Annotated in this window: 13 protein-coding genes and 1 pseudogene; 11 read left to right on the top strand and 3 right to left on the bottom strand. The window is 45.3% G+C overall.

The annotated features are described in order from the left end of the window. Positions 1-409 precede the first annotated feature (409 nt). The 3 genes from NBH15_RS12365 (at position 410) to NBH15_RS12375 (ending at position 7,285) form a co-directional block, all read left to right on the top strand. Positions 410-4,081 (top strand): DUF6383 domain-containing protein, encoded by a 3,672-nt coding sequence (locus tag NBH15_RS12365; RefSeq protein WP_250822774.1) that lies wholly within the window; start codon positions 410-412, stop codon positions 4,079-4,081. Between the two features lie 599 nt (positions 4,082-4,680). Further along, positions 4,681-5,052 (top strand): hypothetical protein, encoded by a 372-nt coding sequence (locus NBH15_RS12370; protein ID WP_128134180.1) that lies wholly within the window; start codon positions 4,681-4,683, stop codon positions 5,050-5,052. A gap of 118 nt (positions 5,053-5,170) precedes the next feature. Next, entirely contained in the window at positions 5,171-7,285 is a 2,115-nt protein-coding gene (locus NBH15_RS12375) for a VapE domain-containing protein (protein ID WP_250822775.1), read from the top strand. A gap of 252 nt (positions 7,286-7,537) precedes the next feature. Here the strand turns inward: NBH15_RS12375 and NBH15_RS12380 are convergent, their stop codons facing one another. After that, positions 7,538-7,762 carry a DUF4248 domain-containing protein gene (locus NBH15_RS12380; protein ID WP_009859970.1) on the bottom strand — a complete coding sequence of 75 codons (225 nt, stop codon included), beginning with the start codon at positions 7,760-7,762 and terminating at the stop codon, positions 7,538-7,540. Between the two features lie 722 nt (positions 7,763-8,484). Between NBH15_RS12380 and NBH15_RS12385 the strand changes: the two genes are divergently transcribed. Both NBH15_RS12385 and NBH15_RS12390 read left to right on the top strand, forming a co-directional pair. Further along, positions 8,485-8,934 (top strand): HU family DNA-binding protein, encoded by a 450-nt coding sequence (locus tag NBH15_RS12385; protein ID WP_128135162.1) that lies wholly within the window; start codon positions 8,485-8,487, stop codon positions 8,932-8,934. An 18-nt stretch (positions 8,935-8,952) separates the two neighbouring features. Continuing rightward, a pseudogene (locus NBH15_RS12390) lies at positions 8,953-9,421 on the top strand (glucosaminidase domain-containing protein). Positions 9,422-9,551: 130 nt separating this feature from the next. On the opposite strand, the gene mgtE reads toward NBH15_RS12390, so the two are convergent. Both mgtE and rsmA read right to left on the bottom strand, forming a co-directional pair. Further along, positions 9,552-10,898, bottom strand: a complete 1,347-nt coding sequence (gene mgtE, locus NBH15_RS12395) for a magnesium transporter (protein ID WP_128135161.1) — start codon at positions 10,896-10,898, stop codon at positions 9,552-9,554. Between the two features lie 26 nt (positions 10,899-10,924). Further along, a complete protein-coding gene (rsmA, locus tag NBH15_RS12400; protein WP_010800833.1) occupies positions 10,925-11,728 on the bottom strand; it encodes a 16S rRNA (adenine(1518)-N(6)/adenine(1519)-N(6))-dimethyltransferase RsmA in 804 nt (267 codons plus the stop codon). A gap of 96 nt (positions 11,729-11,824) precedes the next feature. Here rsmA and NBH15_RS12405 point away from each other — a divergent pair, with 96 nt between their 5' ends. From NBH15_RS12405 to porV, 6 genes are all read left to right on the top strand, one after another. Continuing rightward, complete coding sequence (locus tag NBH15_RS12405) at positions 11,825-12,832, top strand: lysylphosphatidylglycerol synthase transmembrane domain-containing protein (RefSeq protein ID WP_128135160.1); 1,008 nt, start codon at positions 11,825-11,827, stop codon at positions 12,830-12,832. Between the two features lie 47 nt (positions 12,833-12,879). Then, a complete protein-coding gene (locus NBH15_RS12410; RefSeq protein WP_250822776.1) occupies positions 12,880-14,334 on the top strand; it encodes an aminoacyl-histidine dipeptidase in 1,455 nt (484 codons plus the stop codon). Positions 14,335-14,479: 145 nt separating this feature from the next. Beyond that, complete coding sequence (locus NBH15_RS12415) at positions 14,480-15,130, top strand: redox-sensing transcriptional repressor Rex (RefSeq protein WP_046146104.1); 651 nt, start codon at positions 14,480-14,482, stop codon at positions 15,128-15,130. Between the two features lies 1 nt (position 15,131). Beyond that, the gene (locus tag NBH15_RS12420) at positions 15,132-15,746 is read left to right on the top strand and encodes a fumarylacetoacetate hydrolase family protein (protein WP_128135159.1); all 615 of its coding nucleotides are present in this window, start codon (positions 15,132-15,134) and stop codon (positions 15,744-15,746) included. 16 nt (positions 15,747-15,762) lie between these two features. Next, positions 15,763-19,158, top strand: coding sequence for a type IX secretion system sortase PorU (gene porU / locus NBH15_RS12425; RefSeq protein WP_250822777.1), 3,396 nt, complete (start codon positions 15,763-15,765; stop codon positions 19,156-19,158). 68 nt (positions 19,159-19,226) lie between these two features. Then, positions 19,227-20,417 carry a type IX secretion system outer membrane channel protein PorV gene (porV, locus tag NBH15_RS12430; RefSeq protein ID WP_244050591.1) on the top strand — a complete coding sequence of 397 codons (1,191 nt, stop codon included), beginning with the start codon at positions 19,227-19,229 and terminating at the stop codon, positions 20,415-20,417. Positions 20,418-20,439 lie beyond the last annotated feature (22 nt).

Genomic DNA, 20,439 nt, shown 5'->3' on the forward strand with positions numbered 1-20,439 from the left:
TGAAAAAGTAGATATTGAAACACAGTCTATTATGAAACGCGCGTGGGTACATATTTATATGTATAATGGTAATAAATAATAGCTTATGATCTGTTGAATAATAAAGGATGGAACGTGAAATGAGAATGACTAATTTTAAGGTTCCTTTTTTCTCGCCAGCAAAGTTACTACATTCTTTTAATCCTCCAATCTTTTTCAAAATATTTTTTCCTTTCCTATATCCTTTCTTATCAACAGAATAGCAAAACTAGTACGAAAATCATCCTTTTGACTACAAAGACAAAATAGGCAAGAAACAATGACTAGAAAAAAGGAACGTTTTCTCTAGTCATCTGCTCTTAGAGACGTTCCTGATCTGAGGTTAAAAGACTTTTTAAATAACACTATTATTAATATTAAACGAAAGATTATGAACAAAAAGTTTTCTACTTTGATGACGGGAGCGTTATTGGTAGGATCAATTACTGTCGCAAGTGCTCAGCATGCGAACAAGAGTGATTGGGAAGTACCGTTTCGCACCCAAGATGTAACTGCAGCCAAGCTGGATCAGGCCGATGTTGCTAAAATCAATAAATTTGATTCAAACAAGTATTACCAATTGGTGGTAAATGAAAAAACTGGAGCAGAAGCGGAAGGAGCAGAAGTAAAAGTACTTGTACAAGACAGAGACTATACAACCGGCAAATTGTATTTGAAGGTTGTTGCTCTTAGTGAAGCCGAAGAGAATGGAGCTAAACTGACATCTTCTTTATGGAAGATTGATGTACAGCCTGATGCATCTAATGGCGTCAACTTCAAATTTGTAAATAAGGAAACTGGTTATCCTTTGACATTTGACCATGAAAATGCAGTTGATGGAGGAACTCTTACTTCTGAATCTGTGAAAGCTGGTGCAACTAAAACATTAGTAGACGGTTGTATCGACAGATGGACTTGGTACAATGTTGCTAAATTAACAAAAGGAACGTTTGGTGCGCAAAAATTATGGGCTTTTGTACATGATACTAAAGTAGCAGTCGCTTTAGCTCAGAATGATAATGGCGAAGTTGTAGCTGTTAAATATTCAGATGCAGATGCCGGTGTAAACATGGCAGACCAGAATGTAATTGCTTTGACTCCGGTTGTTGCTGGTGCTAAAGTTCTTTCTGCTGATGATATCAATAGCATGATCGATGCCGATGGCTCATGGGAATATGGTAATAGTGTTGCCGGAGATAATTGGAATAAGGCTATGTTCGATATGTTCCATTCTGGCAAAACAGCAGAAGTAGCTCTTGCTGATGCTTATAGCTATTTCGTAAGAGAAAAAGGTTATGTGGCAGAAGAACATACACTTTTAGAAAATGGAGCAAGTACAGCTTATGCAGGCTTCAACATCGTTTTGAATGTGAAGAAGGTTTCAACTAGTGAGCCTGATTCTGTATTAATGGTATCTACAGAAGCTTACGAAGCAGATAAATTGAACCCGGAAAAGAGTCCTAACTTGAAGTTGGTGAATGCTCCGGCTCCTGCTAATTATGCAAACTTGACTGCATATAATGCACGTTCTATCTTTAAGTTTACTTATTTCCCGACTCAGGACAGTTTGGTTATTGAACCGTTGAATGCTTCTTCTATGTCTGTTGCCGAATATCAGGCAAATACAGCTTGGACTGCTACAACATTGGCAAATGCAACTATCGATCAATTCTATAACTCAGTGAACGAAGGTAAAGCTCGTGGTACAGGTGCTTTAACTGCTGCTGATAATACAGGTGTAAAGAAAGCTGCGCAAGAACCGGTTGCAATAACAATCGCTTACCTATCTGATGGATCTGTTGTTCCGACTGTAGGTCGTGCTCGCACATATGCAGGTGACGAATTTGCAAATGCAGGTCTGACAGTTCAGGATAAAGCAAATGGTAAGGCTTATGTAACTAACAAGCAGGCTGATATGTTAATCCGTATCGGTTTCGATCACGATTATTCTTATTTGGCTCGTGCTTCAAAAGTGGACGGTACTTACTTTGTTCGTTTGTCTACAACAAAAGCAGCTAGCCAGGGTGAAAAGAGAGTAGACGGTTCATATATCGTTTCCGATTTTGCCGGACATATGTATTATGATGTAAAAGAAAACGAACAGGACTTCAATCATATGCCTGCCACTCAGTGGGTGGTTAAACAACTGGGATGTGATAACAGAACTGCTCCTCAGGACAATGAAACTCCGCGCGTAAAAATTACTAACCGCGAGTTTGATAATATAGCATTCGAAGGTCAGCTTTACAATGTGAAAGATGCTGAAGGTAATGTTGTTGCCGGTAAATATTACTTTATCGATCATACAAAAGATGCTAATGTAAATTATCTGGAAGGTCTGAGCCAGCATGGTGCAGCTTATAACTTCCTGAACTGTGGCGATACAATCTATTTCGATGACGTGAAAGATGCTACAAGAGGTTATCTGGACCTGAGCGGCAAACAAGTTACCGATACAACTTACGTATTCAACCTGATCGATGGTTTGAACAATGAAATGTTCCTGACTGCAGATGTAAATGACACATTGACAATTGCTAAAGAACAATTGGAATTCCAGTTGGACAACGCAACATCTGTTACGGCAAACGGTTGGACGAAGACTATCTACAGATTGAAGATTAAAGATGCTAACCAGATCGATAACGATTACAAGTATATCGCATTGGATCAGAATCATAAGTTTGTAGCTAAATACGAAGAAGATATTACAAGCGATCCTTCTTTGACAATGGCTTGGTTTGCATTTAAAGAAGATGCACATGCAAATGGCGCTCATTATTATGCAATGATCCTTACAAATGCAAAAGGTGAAGCTCTGCAGGTATTGCGTCGTCAACCGATCAGCAATGAAATGAAAGTGGATGATCTGTGTACATCAATGGGTACAACAACTACTACAATCTTCGATATCAAACCGGTTAAGAGTCATATCTATGTACAGTTGGCTGACGAACAGGTTTATGTTCCTGCTAATATCCAGAAAGAACCGTATCAGGCATTCTTGTATGAAGATGGTGGTTCTGTTTACTCAGCAGGTAAAGGCATGAATTTCGTAGGTGTTCAGCCGAAGAATGTAACTCCGGAAGCTCCGTCTGTATATATCGACCTTGCAAAGAAAGATGATTACAGACCGTTGTATATGTTTGTTGTTGATCCGGATAGCGTACCTGCTTACACATTCTGTAAAGACGGTAATATCGAAGCTCCTCACGGATTGAATCCTTCTTGCGGACACGAAGAATCTTATGATGGTTACCTGGCTGGTCGTTTCATGATCAACTTGCAGGATTCAGTAGACCTGTATGAAAACATCAATAAGCTCCAGAATGCCAGCATCTTCAAACATAACAACAAAACTCGTTTGGCATTTGTAGAAGCAATCCATAAAGGAGATAAGCTGTATATCCTGAAATCTGACTATACATTAGGTTTGAAAGCATGGGAAAAGAAAGACAGCAAGACTGTTATCGCTATCGAACAGGATGGTCACAAATATATCAATCCGAAATATTTCAAGGATAACGAAGCATTCCTGGCTGTAATTGATGTAACTAAGGCTGACGATGCTAACAAAGCTGCATTTGCTTTGAGAAGAGTTGGTTTCGAAGGTGACGGTTCAGCTGTAGAAAATCAGTTCTATATCGAAACAGCTGCAACAGGTTATGGTGCATTCAAGGGTGAAACAGCTGCTTGGTTGAAAGAAGAAGACGGTGTTGCCGTATTAGCTCAGAAAGCAAACAAGAACGGTAACCATGAAGGTTCTGATGATGCAATCAACGAAGGTATCAACCAGGCTACTCCGTTCACATTTGACTTTGAAAATGCTACAACTCCGACAGAGAACGAAACTATCGGTACTTCTGCAATCAGCGTAGTAGCAACTGACGGTGCTGTAATCGTTAAGGGTGCACAGGGCAAGAAAGTTGTTATCAACAACGTACTTGGTCAGGCAGTAGCTAACACAGTGATCACTTCAAGCGAAGCTACTATCTCTGTTCCTGCAGGTGTAGTATTTGTAGCTGTAGAAGGCGAAGCTGCTGTTAAAGCAATCGTAAAATAAGAAACTATTTATAATCAATAGATTTTGACTGCGTGTCTTGTCTTCGGACAATGATAATTACCCCGTGAGGGCGAACAAGCGGTCAGTATTAATACTAAAGTAATGAAATAAAGTTCTTCTGTTCGATCTCTGTGAAGAGCGAAGGCAGACAAAAACAAGCCCCGGGGGATTTCCTCCGGGGCTTCGTTGTTAGAAAAAATTGAGTTATCTGCAAATTATAGGATGAGCCAATTAGTGACGGTGCCTTCAGGCTGTAGGCCTGTAACAAACTAGCCCAGGGTTAGAACCCTGGGTTCCCTTGAATCCTTCTTTTTCTGAGGCACCCTGTAAGGGTGCGACAAGAAGGAAATGGTTGATATTTATCTTGTACCACCCCTACAGGGCGGAAAGACAAGAGCGAGTTTTCATAAACCCAGGGTTAAACCCTGGGCTGGTTTGTTAAAGCCTTACAGGCTTACATTGACACCGTAAGGGCGGTTTGCGAACCGCACCTACCAACGATGCTACATTCATTCACTTCTGATAAACTCTGAACCAACAACCAGTCAATCACTAATAATAAAAACAATCCAAATGAAAAAAAACTGGAAGCCGGCCTTTTGACAGAGGCGGCACAAGAATTGAGGCTCCGTTGCGAGCAGCTCGAAGGCGAACTTCGGGAAGTGAAAAAACAATGTAACAAACTGGCACACCTGCTGGAACATGCCGTTTGGGAAGAAGATATGATAGCGGAAGAACCTATCGTCTTCAACGGACTGACGGCCGATTTCGTGGAACTGATCGGTCCTTTGGTGATGAGCCGTAAATGGACGGTGAACGGACGGCACGATGTGCAACCTTTCCTCCGTTCGCTCGACTCGGTCTTTCATGTACGCTATGATCCGGAGAAAGACTACCTGGCGTTGGGCAGACTGACGAATGTCGTACAGGAATATCTCGACAATCACCGGGATGACGATCTCCCCGGATAAGCGCTTGAATTTACAGGGCCCGTGTTTATCATAATAAAAGAGAAAATAACGGGCCCCTTTGTAAAGAATTGCCGACCTTGAAAGCAGTAATAATAACCTCAATTTTAAACGAACTGTTATGATAAAAGTAACTGTGTTTGCCCGGTTTAAAACCTGTATGGGCGACGTCAACCTGATAGACGTTCTTTCTGATATCCGGAATGGCAAATATGCCACGTCTATTAACCGTATCCGTGCCTGTATGGACAAGGGGGATCTCGAAGCGGCCGATATGCTGAAAAAAGCATTGCCGGCTATAACAATTTCCGCTACCTATCGCGGGCAACGCCTTGTAGAATATATGACAGCCTACAATCCATTGATTATCCTCGATTTTGATGACTTGAAAAAAGAGGATTTACCCCACCTGCTCGCTCTGGTGCGTGAGGCTGTTTATACGGTGGCCTGCTGGATCAGTCCGCGCGGGCATGGCATCAAAGTCATTGTCTACCCGGTGGTCGGACTTGAACTGGTGCCTCAGAGTCATCCGGCTATCTACAAGCGGGTGAAAGACTGGTATCAACGCCTGCTGGGTACTAAAGCCGATACTTCGGGAAGCGATGCCGGGCGTCTCTGCATTGTTTCGTACGATCCGCAACTTTATCTCTCCCCCCGTTTCGAACCCTGGCTGAGAGGGGAGGGCACTTTGCCCGGCGATCTGCCGCCGATAGAAGCCGTTATCGGAAAAGATGTCATGCAGCTGATTTCTTCCGCCCGTAAACAGACTACTCGTAAATTTACTTATGCCGAGGGCAACCGCAACAATTACGTCCATCTCTTTGCCGCCAACTGCAACCGTCTGGGAGTGGCCAAAGAAGAAGTTGTGAAGTATGCCTGTAAAACCTTTACCGACCTGCCGGCCGAAGAGTGCCTGCAAGCTGTGGATAGCGCTTATATGCATACGGAGGAACATGGTGCCGGGAAGACGGCGCTTCGCTCGCATCGTGGGGATAGTTTTGTCGTTCAGATACAGGAGTTTCTAAACAAAAGTTTCAAACTTCGCCGCAATATCGTCCGGCGTATAGTGGAGTATCGGAGCCTGACGAAGCACGATGCTTATCAGCCTGTCACCGATTATTGGGAAAACTCTGTCTGGTGTGCCTTGCAGAAAGCGGATGTGTTTTGCCGTGTGTCTGACCTGCGTTCGGTGATCCATTCCGATTTCAGTCCCGAATACAATCCATTCCGGTCTTACTTCGAAAACCTGCCAGCCTGGGACGGGAAGACGGACGCTATCGGGCAGCTGGCCGGCACTGTCGACACCACCTGCCCTGAATATTGGGGGAAGTGCCTGAAGAAATGGCTGGTGGCCGTTGTGGCCTGTGCCATCAACGAGCAGAAGGCAAACCATACGGTCTTGTTGCTGAGCGGAGCGCAGGGATTGGGCAAGACTACCTGGTTGCGTAACCTGGTGCCTCCCGCACTTAGAAACTATGTTTATTCGGGCAATCTCGATCCTACGGCAAAAGACTCGTCGTTGCTGATGAGCGATTGTTTCCTGATCATCCTCGATGAGTTGTCGGGACAGAGCCGCGTGGAGTTGAACCAGTTGAAGGCGTTGATTACGAAAGACTCTATCCTTGAACGCCGCCCGTATGCCCGCAATGCGGAGACGTTCGTGCGCCGTGCTTCGTTTGCCGCCACGGTGAACGACAGCCAGATACTGACCGACCGTACCGGTTCGCGCCGTTTCCTTTGTTTTGAAACGCTCCGCATCGATTATACCTCCGGGATAGACCATACCGCCATTTATGCTCAGGCGCTGGCGCTTTATAAACAGGGGTTCCGTTATTGGTTTGCCGACCAGGATATAACGGAGATAAACGAGAACAACGAGCCTTTCCAGCAATCGAGTCCCGAAGCGGAATTGCTTTTCACGTATTTTCGCAAACCGGTGCGTTTCGAGGTGTATATTTTGCTCTCCACCAGCGAAATCATGTCTAAAATAGCGGAACGAACACGCTATTCCGTGACCACAATGAGCGTAAATCAACTGGGAAAAGTGTTAAAAGGTGCCGGTTTTGAGTCGCAAAAGAGACATGGAAAGCGTCTTTTTGCCGTCATTGAACTGACGAATGACCAGATAGAAGCCCGCCGTAAGGGATTCGGGTATGATCCGGTAGATGGAGAGGAACGGCCTGACGGAGAGGGCGATAACGAAGAGGAACCTCCTGAGCCTACACTCCCGTTTTAAGGATCGGGGGCGGATGGGGGCGGCAAAAAGGCTTTTTGGGAAACTTCTGTATAGTGTGTTCCTTGTTCCTTCTACGATCTGATCGTAGAAGGAACAAGGAACATCTTATTATAAAGTTTTCAAAACCCTCTTTTTGCCGCCCCCATCCGCCCCCGGACAGATTGGCTGCCGCAGCTATTTTATTTTACTGCGGCAGCCACCGGAAATGGGTGCCGCAGCCGGTAAAAACAGCTGCGGCACTTATCTTTTTCTTCAAGGCTCTCCCAGATGCTCGACAATACATTCTACCTGGCGGGGCGTAAAGCTTCGTATGCCGGGACGGAAGCCCAGTTCAAGCAGTTTCGCTTTCAGTACGCCATGATAATTGATCCACCGCCAAAGTTGCATAATCGCTCCTCTGTGACTCATATGAGGGCTGTAAAGCTCGGCCAGCTCACCTACTCCGTAGGCTCGTATTTCGAAGGTTGTTTGTTTCATAATATGAATGGGTTTATTTCTCTAAGATACGAATAATCAATGTATGAATCAAGGTTTTAGCTTCGTTTTTTCAGGGATTTTGCTGATTTTTTGTTTCAGAATTTATCAAATTTGAATGTAGCATCGTTGGTAGGGGCGGTTCGCGAACCGCTCTTACGGTGTCAATGTAAGCCTGTAAGGCTTTAACAAACCAGCCCAGGGTTCTAACCCTGGGTTTATGAAAACCCGCTCTTGTCTTTCCGCCCTGTAAGGGCGGAACAAGCTAAATATCAACTCTTTTCGTCTTGTCGCACCCCTACAGGGTGCCTCAGAAAGAGAAGGATTCAAGGGAACCCGGGGTTAGAACCCTGGGCTAGTTTGTTACAGGCCTACAGCCTGAAGACACCGTCACTAACTGGCTCATCCTATAATTAGCAGATAGCTCAAATCTTTCTAAATTGGCATATTGCCACATTATTCCCTATGTTCCATCGCGAAGCCCGATTTTCAAATCTCAATAAAAAAAGGCTTCCAACCAGTGGAAACCTTCTTCGTGTTATTTTACTTAAAATAGATCTTTCAACAATCCTGCTCTTCGTGATGACGTGCTTCTTTGCGGTTCTACAATATTTATCGGAAATAAAATGTCGTTTCGTCACACCACGTCACCGCTGTCTACAAAGTGGGTAGGCGCTTGCCGTATCTTTGATATGTAATTAATAATCAACTAAAAACAATAAAGTATGGCATTGCAGTTTCATTTGGTTCAAAGGAAGAACCTTAGTAAAAATGTAGAGGTAGGGAAAGAGAAACTCTACTATGCGCAGACCCGGGCGACGGGGACGTGTTCCTTCGATGAGTTGTGCGAAATTGTGGCAGAGAGTTCTACTGCTTCGAGCGGTGATGTGAAGGTGGTGATAGACCGTGTGATCAAATTCCTGCTCCTGTTCCTGGCCCGCGGGGAGGTGGTGCAGTGTGGCGAGCTGGGTACCTTCCAGTTGTTGCAGACCAGTTCGGGGAGTGTGACTACTGAGGAGTTCTCTTCGAATATGTTGTATCGCGCCCGCCTTCGCTTCCGTCCCGGTCCTAAGTTGCGTGAGTTGATCCTGACGGCTAAGAGCGAGCGTTTCAAGCTCGAAGAGTCGAAACCTGCCACACCAGGTGGTGGAAGTGATCGTCCTGAAATTGAATGATCTCTGTAACCTGTGTGTATGGATAAGTATTCATTTACCCGCAAGTACCTCCCCGCCGCACGTATGGCGGGTGAGTTGTACGGATTGAACCCGGTGGTGATCCTGGCTCAGTCTGCTATTGAAACCGGCTGGGGGGAGAGTTCCCTGGCTACCTGCTACAATAACTTTTTCGGACTGACGGGGTATGGTGTTGCCAATGCTTACTGGCATGGCGGCAAGACTGATCTGGATAAGCCGGACGGTCTGCTGTTTCGCCGTTACAACAGTCCTGAAAATAGTTTCCTGGATTTTGCCCGCCTGATAGCGACGGTTTATAAGCAGGCGGCAGCTGTAAGCAATCTCACGGGCGTATGCCCGTGAGATTGCTTACAGCAGGTATATCAGTGAAGTGAACGGGGATAACCGGGCGGCTTATTGCAAGATGCTGGAGAGCATTGCACAGTCGCTGGTTCCCATAGTGTATAATCTTAATAATGACAGCGTATGAGCGAGAAGACAAACAAGGTGAAAACGATCCTGCAATTTATTATGGATCTGCTGGGATTCCTGTTGGGAAGAAAGAAACAAGGATGATCCCCGTAAGGGCGGTTCGCGAACCGCCCTTACCGAACCGTCCCTTATGTCAATGCCGAAGAGATGAACATATAAATCATCATCCCGATAATGTCGTTCGTGATGGTGATAAATGGTCCGGTAGCCAATGCCGGATCAATTTTCAGGCGGTCGAGCGTCATCGGAACAAGCGTACCGAAAATACTGGCGAACATAACGACGGCGAACAAGCTCAGGGAGACGGAAGCCGTTATCCCTTTGTCGCCCAGCATAAAGAAGTTATATATGAATACGACCAGACTGATGATGCTGGCATTGATCAACGAAACGATCCCTTCCTTCAATATCTGCGGAAGAATGTTATCCTGTTTCAATGAGTTGTTGGCCAGGCCCTGTACTACGATAGCGGACGACTGTATACCGACATTTCCTCCCGTTCCACCGATCAGAGGAATAAACAAAGCCATTTTGGGATTACTCGCCAGATTCCCTTCGAACCCCCCGAGGATAACAGAGTTTGCCAGTCCGCCGATCATACCGATCAGCAACCAGGGTAGGCGGGCGGCCGTCTGTGTAAATACATTATCCGAAGTTTCCACGTCCTGCGAGATACCGGATGCCAACTGGTAATCACGTTCGTGTTGTTCGCGGACTTCATCCATTACGTCGTCGATGGTGATGCGGCCGACCAGGCGACCGATACTGTCTATTACCGGTAAGGCTACCAGGTCGTATTTCTCAATCGTTTCGGCAACCTCTTCGATACTGTCGCTTTCGCGGACCGAGATCGGATCTTTCTTCATGACATGCTTGATCTTCGAGACGGACGGATTGGTGATCAGCCGCTGGAGGGGAAGTACGCCTTTCAGTCGTTCGTCGTCGTCTATGACATATACATAATAGATTTCGTCCATATCTTCCGCCTGCTTGCGCATTTCATCGATACATTGAGGCATACTCCAGTTCTCGTTGACCACGATCATTTCCGTACCCATCAAACCGCCGGCGGTATCTTCATCATATTTCAGCAGGTCGACGATGTCGCCGGCCTGTTCGACGTCTTCAATATGCGAAAGAATCTCTTCCTGTGTATCTTCGTCCAACTCACGCATCAGGTCTACCGCGTCGTCGGTTTCCATATTGTCGACGAAGCGTTTGGCGATCAGTTCGTTGGGTAGTTCTTTCAGTAATTTATGACGGTCCTCTTCATCCAGTTCCATCAGGACGTCGGCGGCCTTGTCGCCGTCCATCAGCAAATACAGATAGATTGCTTCCCCAAGATTCAACTCCTGGTATAGTTCGGCAATATCTGCCGGATATAAATCGTGAAGCAAAGCCTGTGCTTTGGCATCATCTTTTTCTGCGATGATACTTTTCAGGTTGTCGATATAGTCTTTCGTCAGTTCAATCATAGGTCATGTTGTTTGTAACCCCGTTTTTATTCCTTCTGTATAGTCCCTGTCTGCTTCAGCCACCGGTCCGCAATCAACGTCAGTTCGACGAACTGTTCAACCGAGAGCTGCTCGGGCCGTTTGTCGAAAACCGGCAGTGCGTAGTCCGGACAATCCTTTCCCAGCAGTGGTTTCATCGAGTTCCGGAGTGTCTTACGACGTTGGTTGAAAGAGGTCTTGACTACCGTTTTGAATAATTTCTCGTCGCATCCCAGTTCTTTCCGGTCGTTCCGTACCATGCGGATGACTGCACTTTTCACTTTTGGAGGCGGGTCGAATACGAATTCACTGACAGTAAAGAGATATTCTACCGTATACCAGGCTTGCAACAGGACGCTGAGGATACCGTAGGTCTTGCTGCCCGGTCCGGCTGCCAGACGTTCTGCCACTTCTTTCTGGATCATCCCCGAACAGCAGGGCACGTGTTCCTTAAAGTCGAGGACTTTAAAGAATATCTGGCTGGATATATTATAAGGATAATTCCCGATCACACAGAACTGGCCGGGGAAAAGTTTGGAAAGGTCCAGCCGCAGGAAATCTTCTGCCAGGATACGCCCTTCAAGCGCCGGAAAGTTTTGTTCCAGGTAATCTACCGATTCCATATCCAGTTCCACCACGGTCAGGTCATGGCCCGCTTCCAGCAGGTATTGGGTAAGCACTCCCATGCCGGGACCGATCTCCAGAACCGGTAAATCTTTGTAGTCCGACAACGTATCGGCAATACGCTGAGCGATTTGTAAATCCTTCAGGAAATGCTGTCCTAATGCTTTCTTTGGCTTAACTAATCTCATCCAGTTCTTTGGTGTAAAATGTTCGTATTAAAATATAATGCTTATCTTTGCGGGTGCACAAAAATACAACAAATAATTTAAAGTATCCTACGTAGAATGAATTTTAAGAGTATCCTACAAACGTTTGTCAAGATATTTTTACCCTTAGCTTTTGGCTGTTTGCTGCTTTGGTTTTTATATAGTCATATGGATGTCACCGAGATATGGCGTGTCATCCGTGAGGGGGTAAGATATGATATTATATTGGTTTCTTTACTGTTCGGTCTGTTTGCCAATGTGGTTCGCGGATTGCGTTGGGGGTTGTTGATCTCCTCATTGGGCGAGCGTTTTAAAATGAGTAATATCATTTATGCCGTGCTGGGAAACTATGCCGTGAATATGGTGCTGCCGCGTGTCGGTGAAGTCTGGCGTTGCGGTATTATCACCAAGTATGATAAGATCCCGTTTACCAAGTTGCTGGGAACCTTGCTGATCGACCGTGTGAGCGATACGATCGTAGTGGGATCGATTACTTTGTTGATTTTTATTTTCAATTTCGACTTCTTTGTCAGCTTCTTTGCGAAGAACCCCGCGCTGCTGGAAGGTTTCCAGAAAATGTTCGATTCGATATGGATTTACGTCGGTGCAGTAATTTTAGTGGTCGGAATTTGGTTTGTTTTCAAATATATGAGTAACTTTACGCTGGTGCAGAAAGCAAAGGCGTTGTTGCTGAATGTATGGGACGGAATGAAGAGCATCTGGCTGCTGAAGCAGAAAGGACGTTTCGTGGCACAGACATTGATGATATGGGGTGGCTATTTCTGTTATTTCTATATAACGTTCTATGCATTCGACTTTACCCGTGATCTGGGAATAACGGTCGGACTGATTGCTTTTACCATGAGTAGCATCGGGGTTGCCGTCCCTGTACAGGCGGGAATCGGTGCTTGGCATTTCATGGTGATCGCTACGCTGGTTTGCTTTGGTGTCAACGAAAATGATGCTGCCGCTTTTGCCCTGGTGGTTCATACGGTGCAGACGGCATGGACGGTGTTGTGCGGCCTGTTCGGCATTGTGGCTCTGCCACTTACGAACAAAGAGGCACCCGCCGTTGTTTCAGAATAGATACTATATGTATAAAATAAGAGTTTTTAAAATTAAACATTAAGTCTATGTCAGCAGAAATCAAGAATCTTTCCCCGCAGCATGTCTGGGGTTATTTCTATGACCTCACACAAATCCCCCGTCCGACAGGACACATGGAAGCAGTCACTCGTTTTGTAGAAGCTTTTGGAAAAGGATTGGGATTGGAAACTTTGCGGGATGGAGCAGGAAACGTTCTGATCCGTAAACCGGCCACTCCCGGAATGGAAGGCCGCAAAACAGTAATCCTGCAATCTCACCTGGATATGGTTCCCCAGAAAAATTCTTCTGTGAAACATGATTTTCTGACTGACCCGATTGATGCTTATATAGATGGCGACTGGGTAACAGCCCGTGAAACGACATTGGGTGCCGACAATGGTATCGGTGCTTCGTTGGCTATGGCGGTGCTTTCTGATACGACTATCAAGCACGGACCGATAGAAGCTCTTTTCACGATCGATGAAGAAGAGGGAATGGATGGCGCTTTCGGTTTGAAGCCCGGTTTCCTGAAAGGAGAAACATTGATTAACTGCGATTCGGAAGAAGAAGGTGAATTGTTTGTCGGTTGTGCCGGCGGTGCGGACCTGAATATTTCGATCCAGTTTAAAGAAGATACTTATATTCCTGAAGGGGATGTGGCTGTAAAGCTGAGCCTGACAGGATTGAAAGGCGGTCACTCAGGTGTGGATATCCATCTGGGACGTGCCAATGCCAATAAATTAATATTCCGTTTCCTGAAAGAGGCCGTTTGCGACTATGGAGCTCGTCTGTCGTCTATCGAAGGCGGTTCGTTGCGTAATGCGATTCCGCGTGAGGCATTTGCCGTTGTTACCATTCCCGGTGATAATGTAGAGGCTTTATGGGAGTTGGTAAGCGATTATCAGGATATGTTCCGGGAGGAATATAAAGGCATTGAGAATAATATCAGCTTTGTTGCCGATATGACTGATCTGCCCGGCACGCTGATTCCGGAAGAGATTCAGGATGATATTATCAATGCGATCGAAGGTTGCCAGAATGGTGTGATCAGTATGTTGAGTGATTTCCCGGGAACGGTGGAATCTTCTTCCAACCTGGCCATTGTCAAATCATACAATGAATTGATTGAAATAAAGATATTGGTCCGCAGTTCATCGGAGAGCCGTAAGGCCTCTGTTTGTTCAAGCCTGGAAAGTATATTTGCTTTGGCAGGAGCTAAGGTGGAATACGGCGGTTCTTATGGCGGATGGCAGCCGAACATCAATTCTCCGATTCTGAACGTAATGCAGCAGACATACGAGGAATTGTTTGGAAAGAAACCTTCGGTAAAGGTCATGCATGCCGGACTGGAATGCGGCATCATCCAGGAATCTTATCCTACAATGGATATGATTTCTATCGGTCCGGATCTGGAGCACCCGCACTCACCGGATGAAAGGGTGAATATCGCGACTGTGCAAAAAGTGTGGGACTTCATTGTCGCTACGCTGGAAAGAATTTAATAAAATATAGAAATAAAAAAAGGCAATCCTTTGAATGCAAAGTGATTGCCTTTTTTTTATAAGTTTGGAACAAAAAACTCATGCTTTTGCCTAGGATTAGGAACAAAATTGTACTTTTGTAGGCTACATTAATAATGTAAAGAAAATGGCTAATGATGACTTGAAACAAGCCTGGAAAATTCCGGAGCCGACGCTTCGGAGATTGCCCTGGTATCTTGCTTTTCTGAAACTGATGAAAGGTAAGGGAGAGACGTTTGTATCATCTACCCAGATTGCTAAAGAAATTAATGTAGATCCTAGCCAGGTGGCGAAAGATCTTTCGTTTGTAAATATTTCGGGGAAAACCAGGGTAGGCTATGATATTTGTGCCCTTGTGGATGTGTTGGAGGATTTTTTAGGTTTTACCGCGCAGCACAAGGCCTTTTTATTTGGTGTTGGTAGCCTGGGAGCTGCTTTATTGCAGGACACCGGGTTGAATCAGTACGGTCTGGAGATCGTTGCCGGATTTGATGTCCGCAAGGAACTGGCCGGAACGGTTGTCAATGGCATTCCTGTATTTCATTTGGATGATTTTCCTGCTAAGCAAAAAGAATTCGGGGCGACGATCGGTGTTATTACCGTGCCTGTCGATAAAGCGCAGGAGGTGACCGAGCAGATCATTGCCGGGGGAATCAAAGCCTTATGGAATTTTACCCCGTTCCGTATCCGTGTCCCGGAACATATTGTAGTACAGAATACTTCCATGTATGCCCATCTGGCTGTCATGTTTAATCGCTTGAACTCAATTAATCACTGAAATGAAGATTATAGCAGTAGGAATGAATTATGCAGAACACAATAAAGAGCTGCATCATTCGTTAGAATTATCGGAGCCTACTATCTTTATGAAATCCGATTCCTCCCTGTTGAAGGATGGAAAACCGTTTTTCATTCCCGATTTTTCATCGGAGATACATTATGAAACGGAGATTGTCGTGAAGATAGACCGGCTGGGTAAGAACATCGCCGAACGTTTTGCACATCGTTACTATAATGAAGTAACAGTCGGTATCGATTTTACCGCCCGTGATCTGCAAAGAGAGTTGCGTGCGAAAGGATTGCCTTGGGAGATCAGTAAAGCATTTGATAATTCGGCTGTTATCGGGGCGTTTGTGCCATTGGACAGAGTTGGGGATATCAACAGTATCCCGTTCCATCTGGATATAAACGGTCAGAAAGTGCAGGAGGGAAATACCTCGGATATGCTTTTTCCGGTAGACAAGATTATCGCTTATGTGAGCCGTTTCTTTACCCTGAAGATAGGAGATTTGATTTTTACAGGTACGCCGGTGGGTGTAGGGCCGGTTAAGATCGATGATCATTTGCAGGGCTATATCGGCGAGCGGAAGCTTTTGGATTTCCACGTGAGATAACGGGAAATGAATGACTATGCTACGAATACTATATACATTAATAATAAGTATCTGCTTTTTTACTTCTGCCTGGGCGGATGGTAGCAAATATGCAGCCAGTTCCGCATTGTCGTCCGGCAAATGGGTGAAGGTACAGGTTGAAGACAGAGGATTTTATAAACTGACATATGCCGACCTGCGTGGAATGGGGTTCTCTGATCCTGCCAAGGTTTCCGTGCATGGGTATGGCGGTTGTATGTTAGATGAAGATTTCTCGAAACCTTATATAGACGATGTGCCCGCCGTGCCGGTCTGGCGTGGTGACGATTATTTGCTGTTCTATGGTTGCGGTGTTACCGACTGGACGTACGACAACAAGGAATTAAAAAGTTTTGTCCATACCAATAACCCTTATTCCAATTACGGTTATTACTTCCTGACGGATGCAACAGGTACAAAAGAAATGGAATCTGTGGCGTCTGCTGCCGGTGCATCTCTGAAAGTGACGACTTATGATGATTATCTTTTGCATGAAAAAGACCTTGTTTCCGTTAATAACTCAGGACGTGAACTTTTTGGGGAAGCGATGGATATGACTCTTTCAAGGGACTTCTCATTTAACGGTATAACCGGTATAACCAATGATGACGGTAAGGTCACGTTGCGCTTTATCGCCAAGCCGACAAGTGGTAACGGAAGTGTGACCATGAGCGTGGATGGAAACAAAGTGTTGGAAAGGAGTATCTCTTATAGCAGTACGGGTGGTAGTGAAACGTATACTATGGCACGTTCGGTATATGAGGTCGTGGATTGGAAGGGGGACAAAAGTACAAATGTGAAAGTAAATGTAAGATACGGACAGTTAGGGCATAAGAACGTACATCTGGATTTTATCCGTTTGCAGATGAAACGTGAACTGCAACCCTATGACGCCTGTACTTTTTTCCGTAGCCTGGCTTCGGTAAATAACGCTTCCCGTTTCGTTATTCAGAATGCGAATGCGAATACGTTGGTCTTTGATGTGACCGATAAGTTGAACCCGAAACGGATGGAAACGGAATTGAGCGGAAGCGAATTGTCTTTCTCTATTCCGGCGGGAACGTTGAGGGAATTTGCCCTGGTGCAGCGAAACCAGACATTACCGTCCCCTGAAGTGATAGGTGATGTGACGAATCAGGATTTGCATGCTTTGCCGCAGACAGATATGGTTATTATCGCTCAGTCAGGTTTGGCTTCGCAGGCAGAACGTCTGGCCGAAGCACATCGTACCCGCGACGGGTTGACCGTTCAGGTCGTTTCTCCGGATGCGATTTATAATGAATTTTCCAGTGGAACCCCGGATGCGACAGCCTACCGTCGTTTTATGAAGATGTTTTATGACCGGCAGACTTCGGAGGCCGATGCTCCCAAATATCTGCTTCTTTTCGGTGACGGGGCGTTTGATAATCGCTTCATTACTTCAAGTTGGCAGAATGTGGCAAAGAACAATATGCTGCTGACTTATCAGACTGAGGAATCTTTGGATGATAAATCATATGTGGTAGATGACTATTTCGGTTTTCTGGATGACAGCAATAACGGAAAGGGGTTAGTGTCAGCCAGAGTGGATATCGGTATCGGACGTTTCCCTGTCCGGACATTGGCCGAGGCGACCAATATGGTGGATAAGGTTATCAACTATATGGATAATAAAGAGACCGGATCGTGGAAGAATAACGTCTGCTTTGTAGCAGATGACGGAAGTAATGCGGACGGTTACATGATACAGCATGCTCAACAGGCTGATGATCTGGGCGAATATATAAATACCAGTCATCCGGAGTTCATGGTAAACAAGATTTATTTTGATTCTTATAAAAAGGACTTTTCCGGAGGTTTAAGTACCTATCCCGATGTAAAAACGAATCTTCAGAAACAGCTTAAGAACGGATTGTTGCTGATCAATTATACAGGTCATGGTAATACCGTATCCTGGAGTGATGAAAAGGTATTGACAGAAAGTGATATAACGAAATCAACTTATACCCGTCTGCCTGTGTGGATTACGGCGACTTGTGACTTCTGCCGTTTTGATGCTCCGGTTACTTCTGCCGGCGAGCAGGTGTTCCTGAATAAGGTAAGTGGTGGCATCGGTTTGTTTACTACGACTCGTGTGGCTTATTCCAGTCCTAACTTTTCTATTAATGACAACTTGATCCGTAACTTGTTCGAGAAAAAGAACGGACGCCGGCTAACGTTGGGTGAGGTGATGAAAGCAACCAAACGGGCATTGGGTTCCAGCCGCTATAAGTTGGGATTCGCTTTGATCGGCGACCCCGCATTAAAGCTGGCTTATCCGGAGTACCGGATGCGGGTGACTGCTATAAACGGGAATCCGGTAACGGACGAACCGGTCGATTTTAAAGCATTGCAGAAGATAACGGTGGAAGGTGAAGTGTTGGATCCGGGAGGAAATATTGCAACCGGCTTTAATGGTCTGCTCAACCCGACCGTTATGGACAGCCGCTTATCTTATGAGACATTGGATAATAATAAGACCGGAACGAAATTTAAATATACAGATTATTCGAATATACTTTTTATCGGCAATGATTCAGTTCGTGCCGGAAAGTTCAGTTTCACGTTTACTGTGCCGAAGGATATTTCTTATTCGAATGAGTTCGGTAAGATGAACCTCTACGCATCGGATGAGACAAATAATCTGGAGGCGCAGGGTGCTTATCTGAATTATCGGGTCGGGGGAACTGATGATAACGCGGAAGACGATCATGAGGGGCCCGAAGTCCGTGCTTTATACCTGAACGATTCGACATTCGTCAGTGGTGGCCAGGTTAATACAACCCCGTTCTTTGTGGCGCGTCTTTGGGATAAGAGTGGCGTGAATATAACGGGTAGCAGCATCGGTCATGATATGATGCTGATTATCGACGGTGATCCTTCGTTCAGCTTTAATCTGAACAGTTATTATGAACTGATTCCGGGAAGTGACGGAGAAGGGATCGCGAAATACCTGATCCCTGCCTTAACGCCGGGAATCCATACCGCAGAGTTTAAAGTCTGGGATATACAGAACAATTCGACGACATATGAATTTGAATTTGAGGTAGTCGAGGGATTGAAGCCTTATCTGTTGGAGTTGACGGCATCCCCCAGTCCGGCACGTGAACAGGTGGAGTTCCATTTGTTCCATAATCGTCCGGAAAGCCAGCTGACAGTCGGTATCATGGTGTACGATATGATGGGGCGTCTGCAATGGAAGCATCAGGAGACCGGCGCTTCCGAACTGTTCAAGTCCTATACGGTAACCTGGGATCTGACGAATAACCGGGGAGGATGCCTTCGTCCCGGGGTGTATATTTATCGTGCGGCGATCAGCTCGGGTGGCTCCAAAGAGGCAACAGACGCAAAGAAATTAATAATCCTCGCACAATAAAGTAATATAAAATCAGTTTATATGTTGGTAGGGTAAATTTTATTTACCGCGTTTTTAACAGATATAGTATGATAAAAGAATTAAGAATCAGTACATTTATAGTAGTATTCAGCCTTTTGGCTGTATTATCCGTGTGGGCTCAGAAGAAAAATACATTTGCTCCGGTTAATACTGCAGTGCCTTCGCTATCAATTGCACCTGATGCACGTGGTGGTGGTATGGGTGATAACGGGGCGTCGACTACTCCCGATATAAACTCTCAATATTGGAACCCTGCTAAATATGCGTTTATGTATAGTAAGGCAGGCGTTTCTTTATCATATACTCCCTGGTTGCGTAAGTTGGTCAATGATGTGGCTTTGGCGAATCTGTCCGGTTACTATAAAATCGGTGATAGCGATTTGCAGGCTGTCGGTGCTTCCTTGCGTTATTTCTCGTTGGGAGATGTACCCTATAATCCGCTGACCGGCGAACAGACGGGTTATTCGGTAAGCCCTTATGAAATGGCTTTCGATGTAAGTTATAGCCGTAAATTGTCTGAATCTTTTTCGATGGCTGTGGCTATGCGTTATATCCGTTCGGATATGGGAACCGACCCGGCTGATGAAAGCCGCGTGCCCGGTAATGCCTTTGCTGCGGATATTGCGGGTTATCTGGAGAAATATGTGATCCTGGGTAACAGTGAATGTTTGTGGAGTTTCGGTTTCAATGTGTCTAATATTGGTACTAAAATCTCTTATGACGGGGGAGAACATAATGAATTTATTCCGACAACACTTCGTCTGGGTACCGGTTTGCTGTATCCGATCGATGATTATAACCGGATCGGTTTGTATCTGGATTTGAGTAAATATCTGGTTCCGAGTCTGCCTTATTTGCAGGAAGGGTATACGGATGAAGAGAAAGCCGAATACGATAAGAAAAAAGAAGATTATAATAATGTATCCGGTATCTCCGGTATCTTCAAATCTTTCGGTGACTCGCCTGACGGTTTCAAGGGTGAATTGCAGGAAGTAATGGTCTCGATCGGTGCCGAGTATAGCTATAACGAGCAGTTTTTCCTTCGTGGAGGTTATTTCTATGAGAATGCCAATAAGGGTAACCGCCAGTATTTCTCTGTCGGAGCCGGTTTCCGCATGAGTGTATTCCAGTTGGATGCAGCCTATCTGGTAAGTACCGTTCAGAGTAACCCGTTGGACCAGACACTTCGTTTCACACTGTCGTTTGATATGGACGGGATAAAGAACCTGTTCAGATAATTGAAGATTGAAAATTAAGAAC

It is taken from the genome of Parabacteroides caeci, assembly GCF_023656795.1.
In the GTDB taxonomy this organism is placed as follows: domain Bacteria; phylum Bacteroidota; class Bacteroidia; order Bacteroidales; family Tannerellaceae; genus Parabacteroides; species Parabacteroides segnis.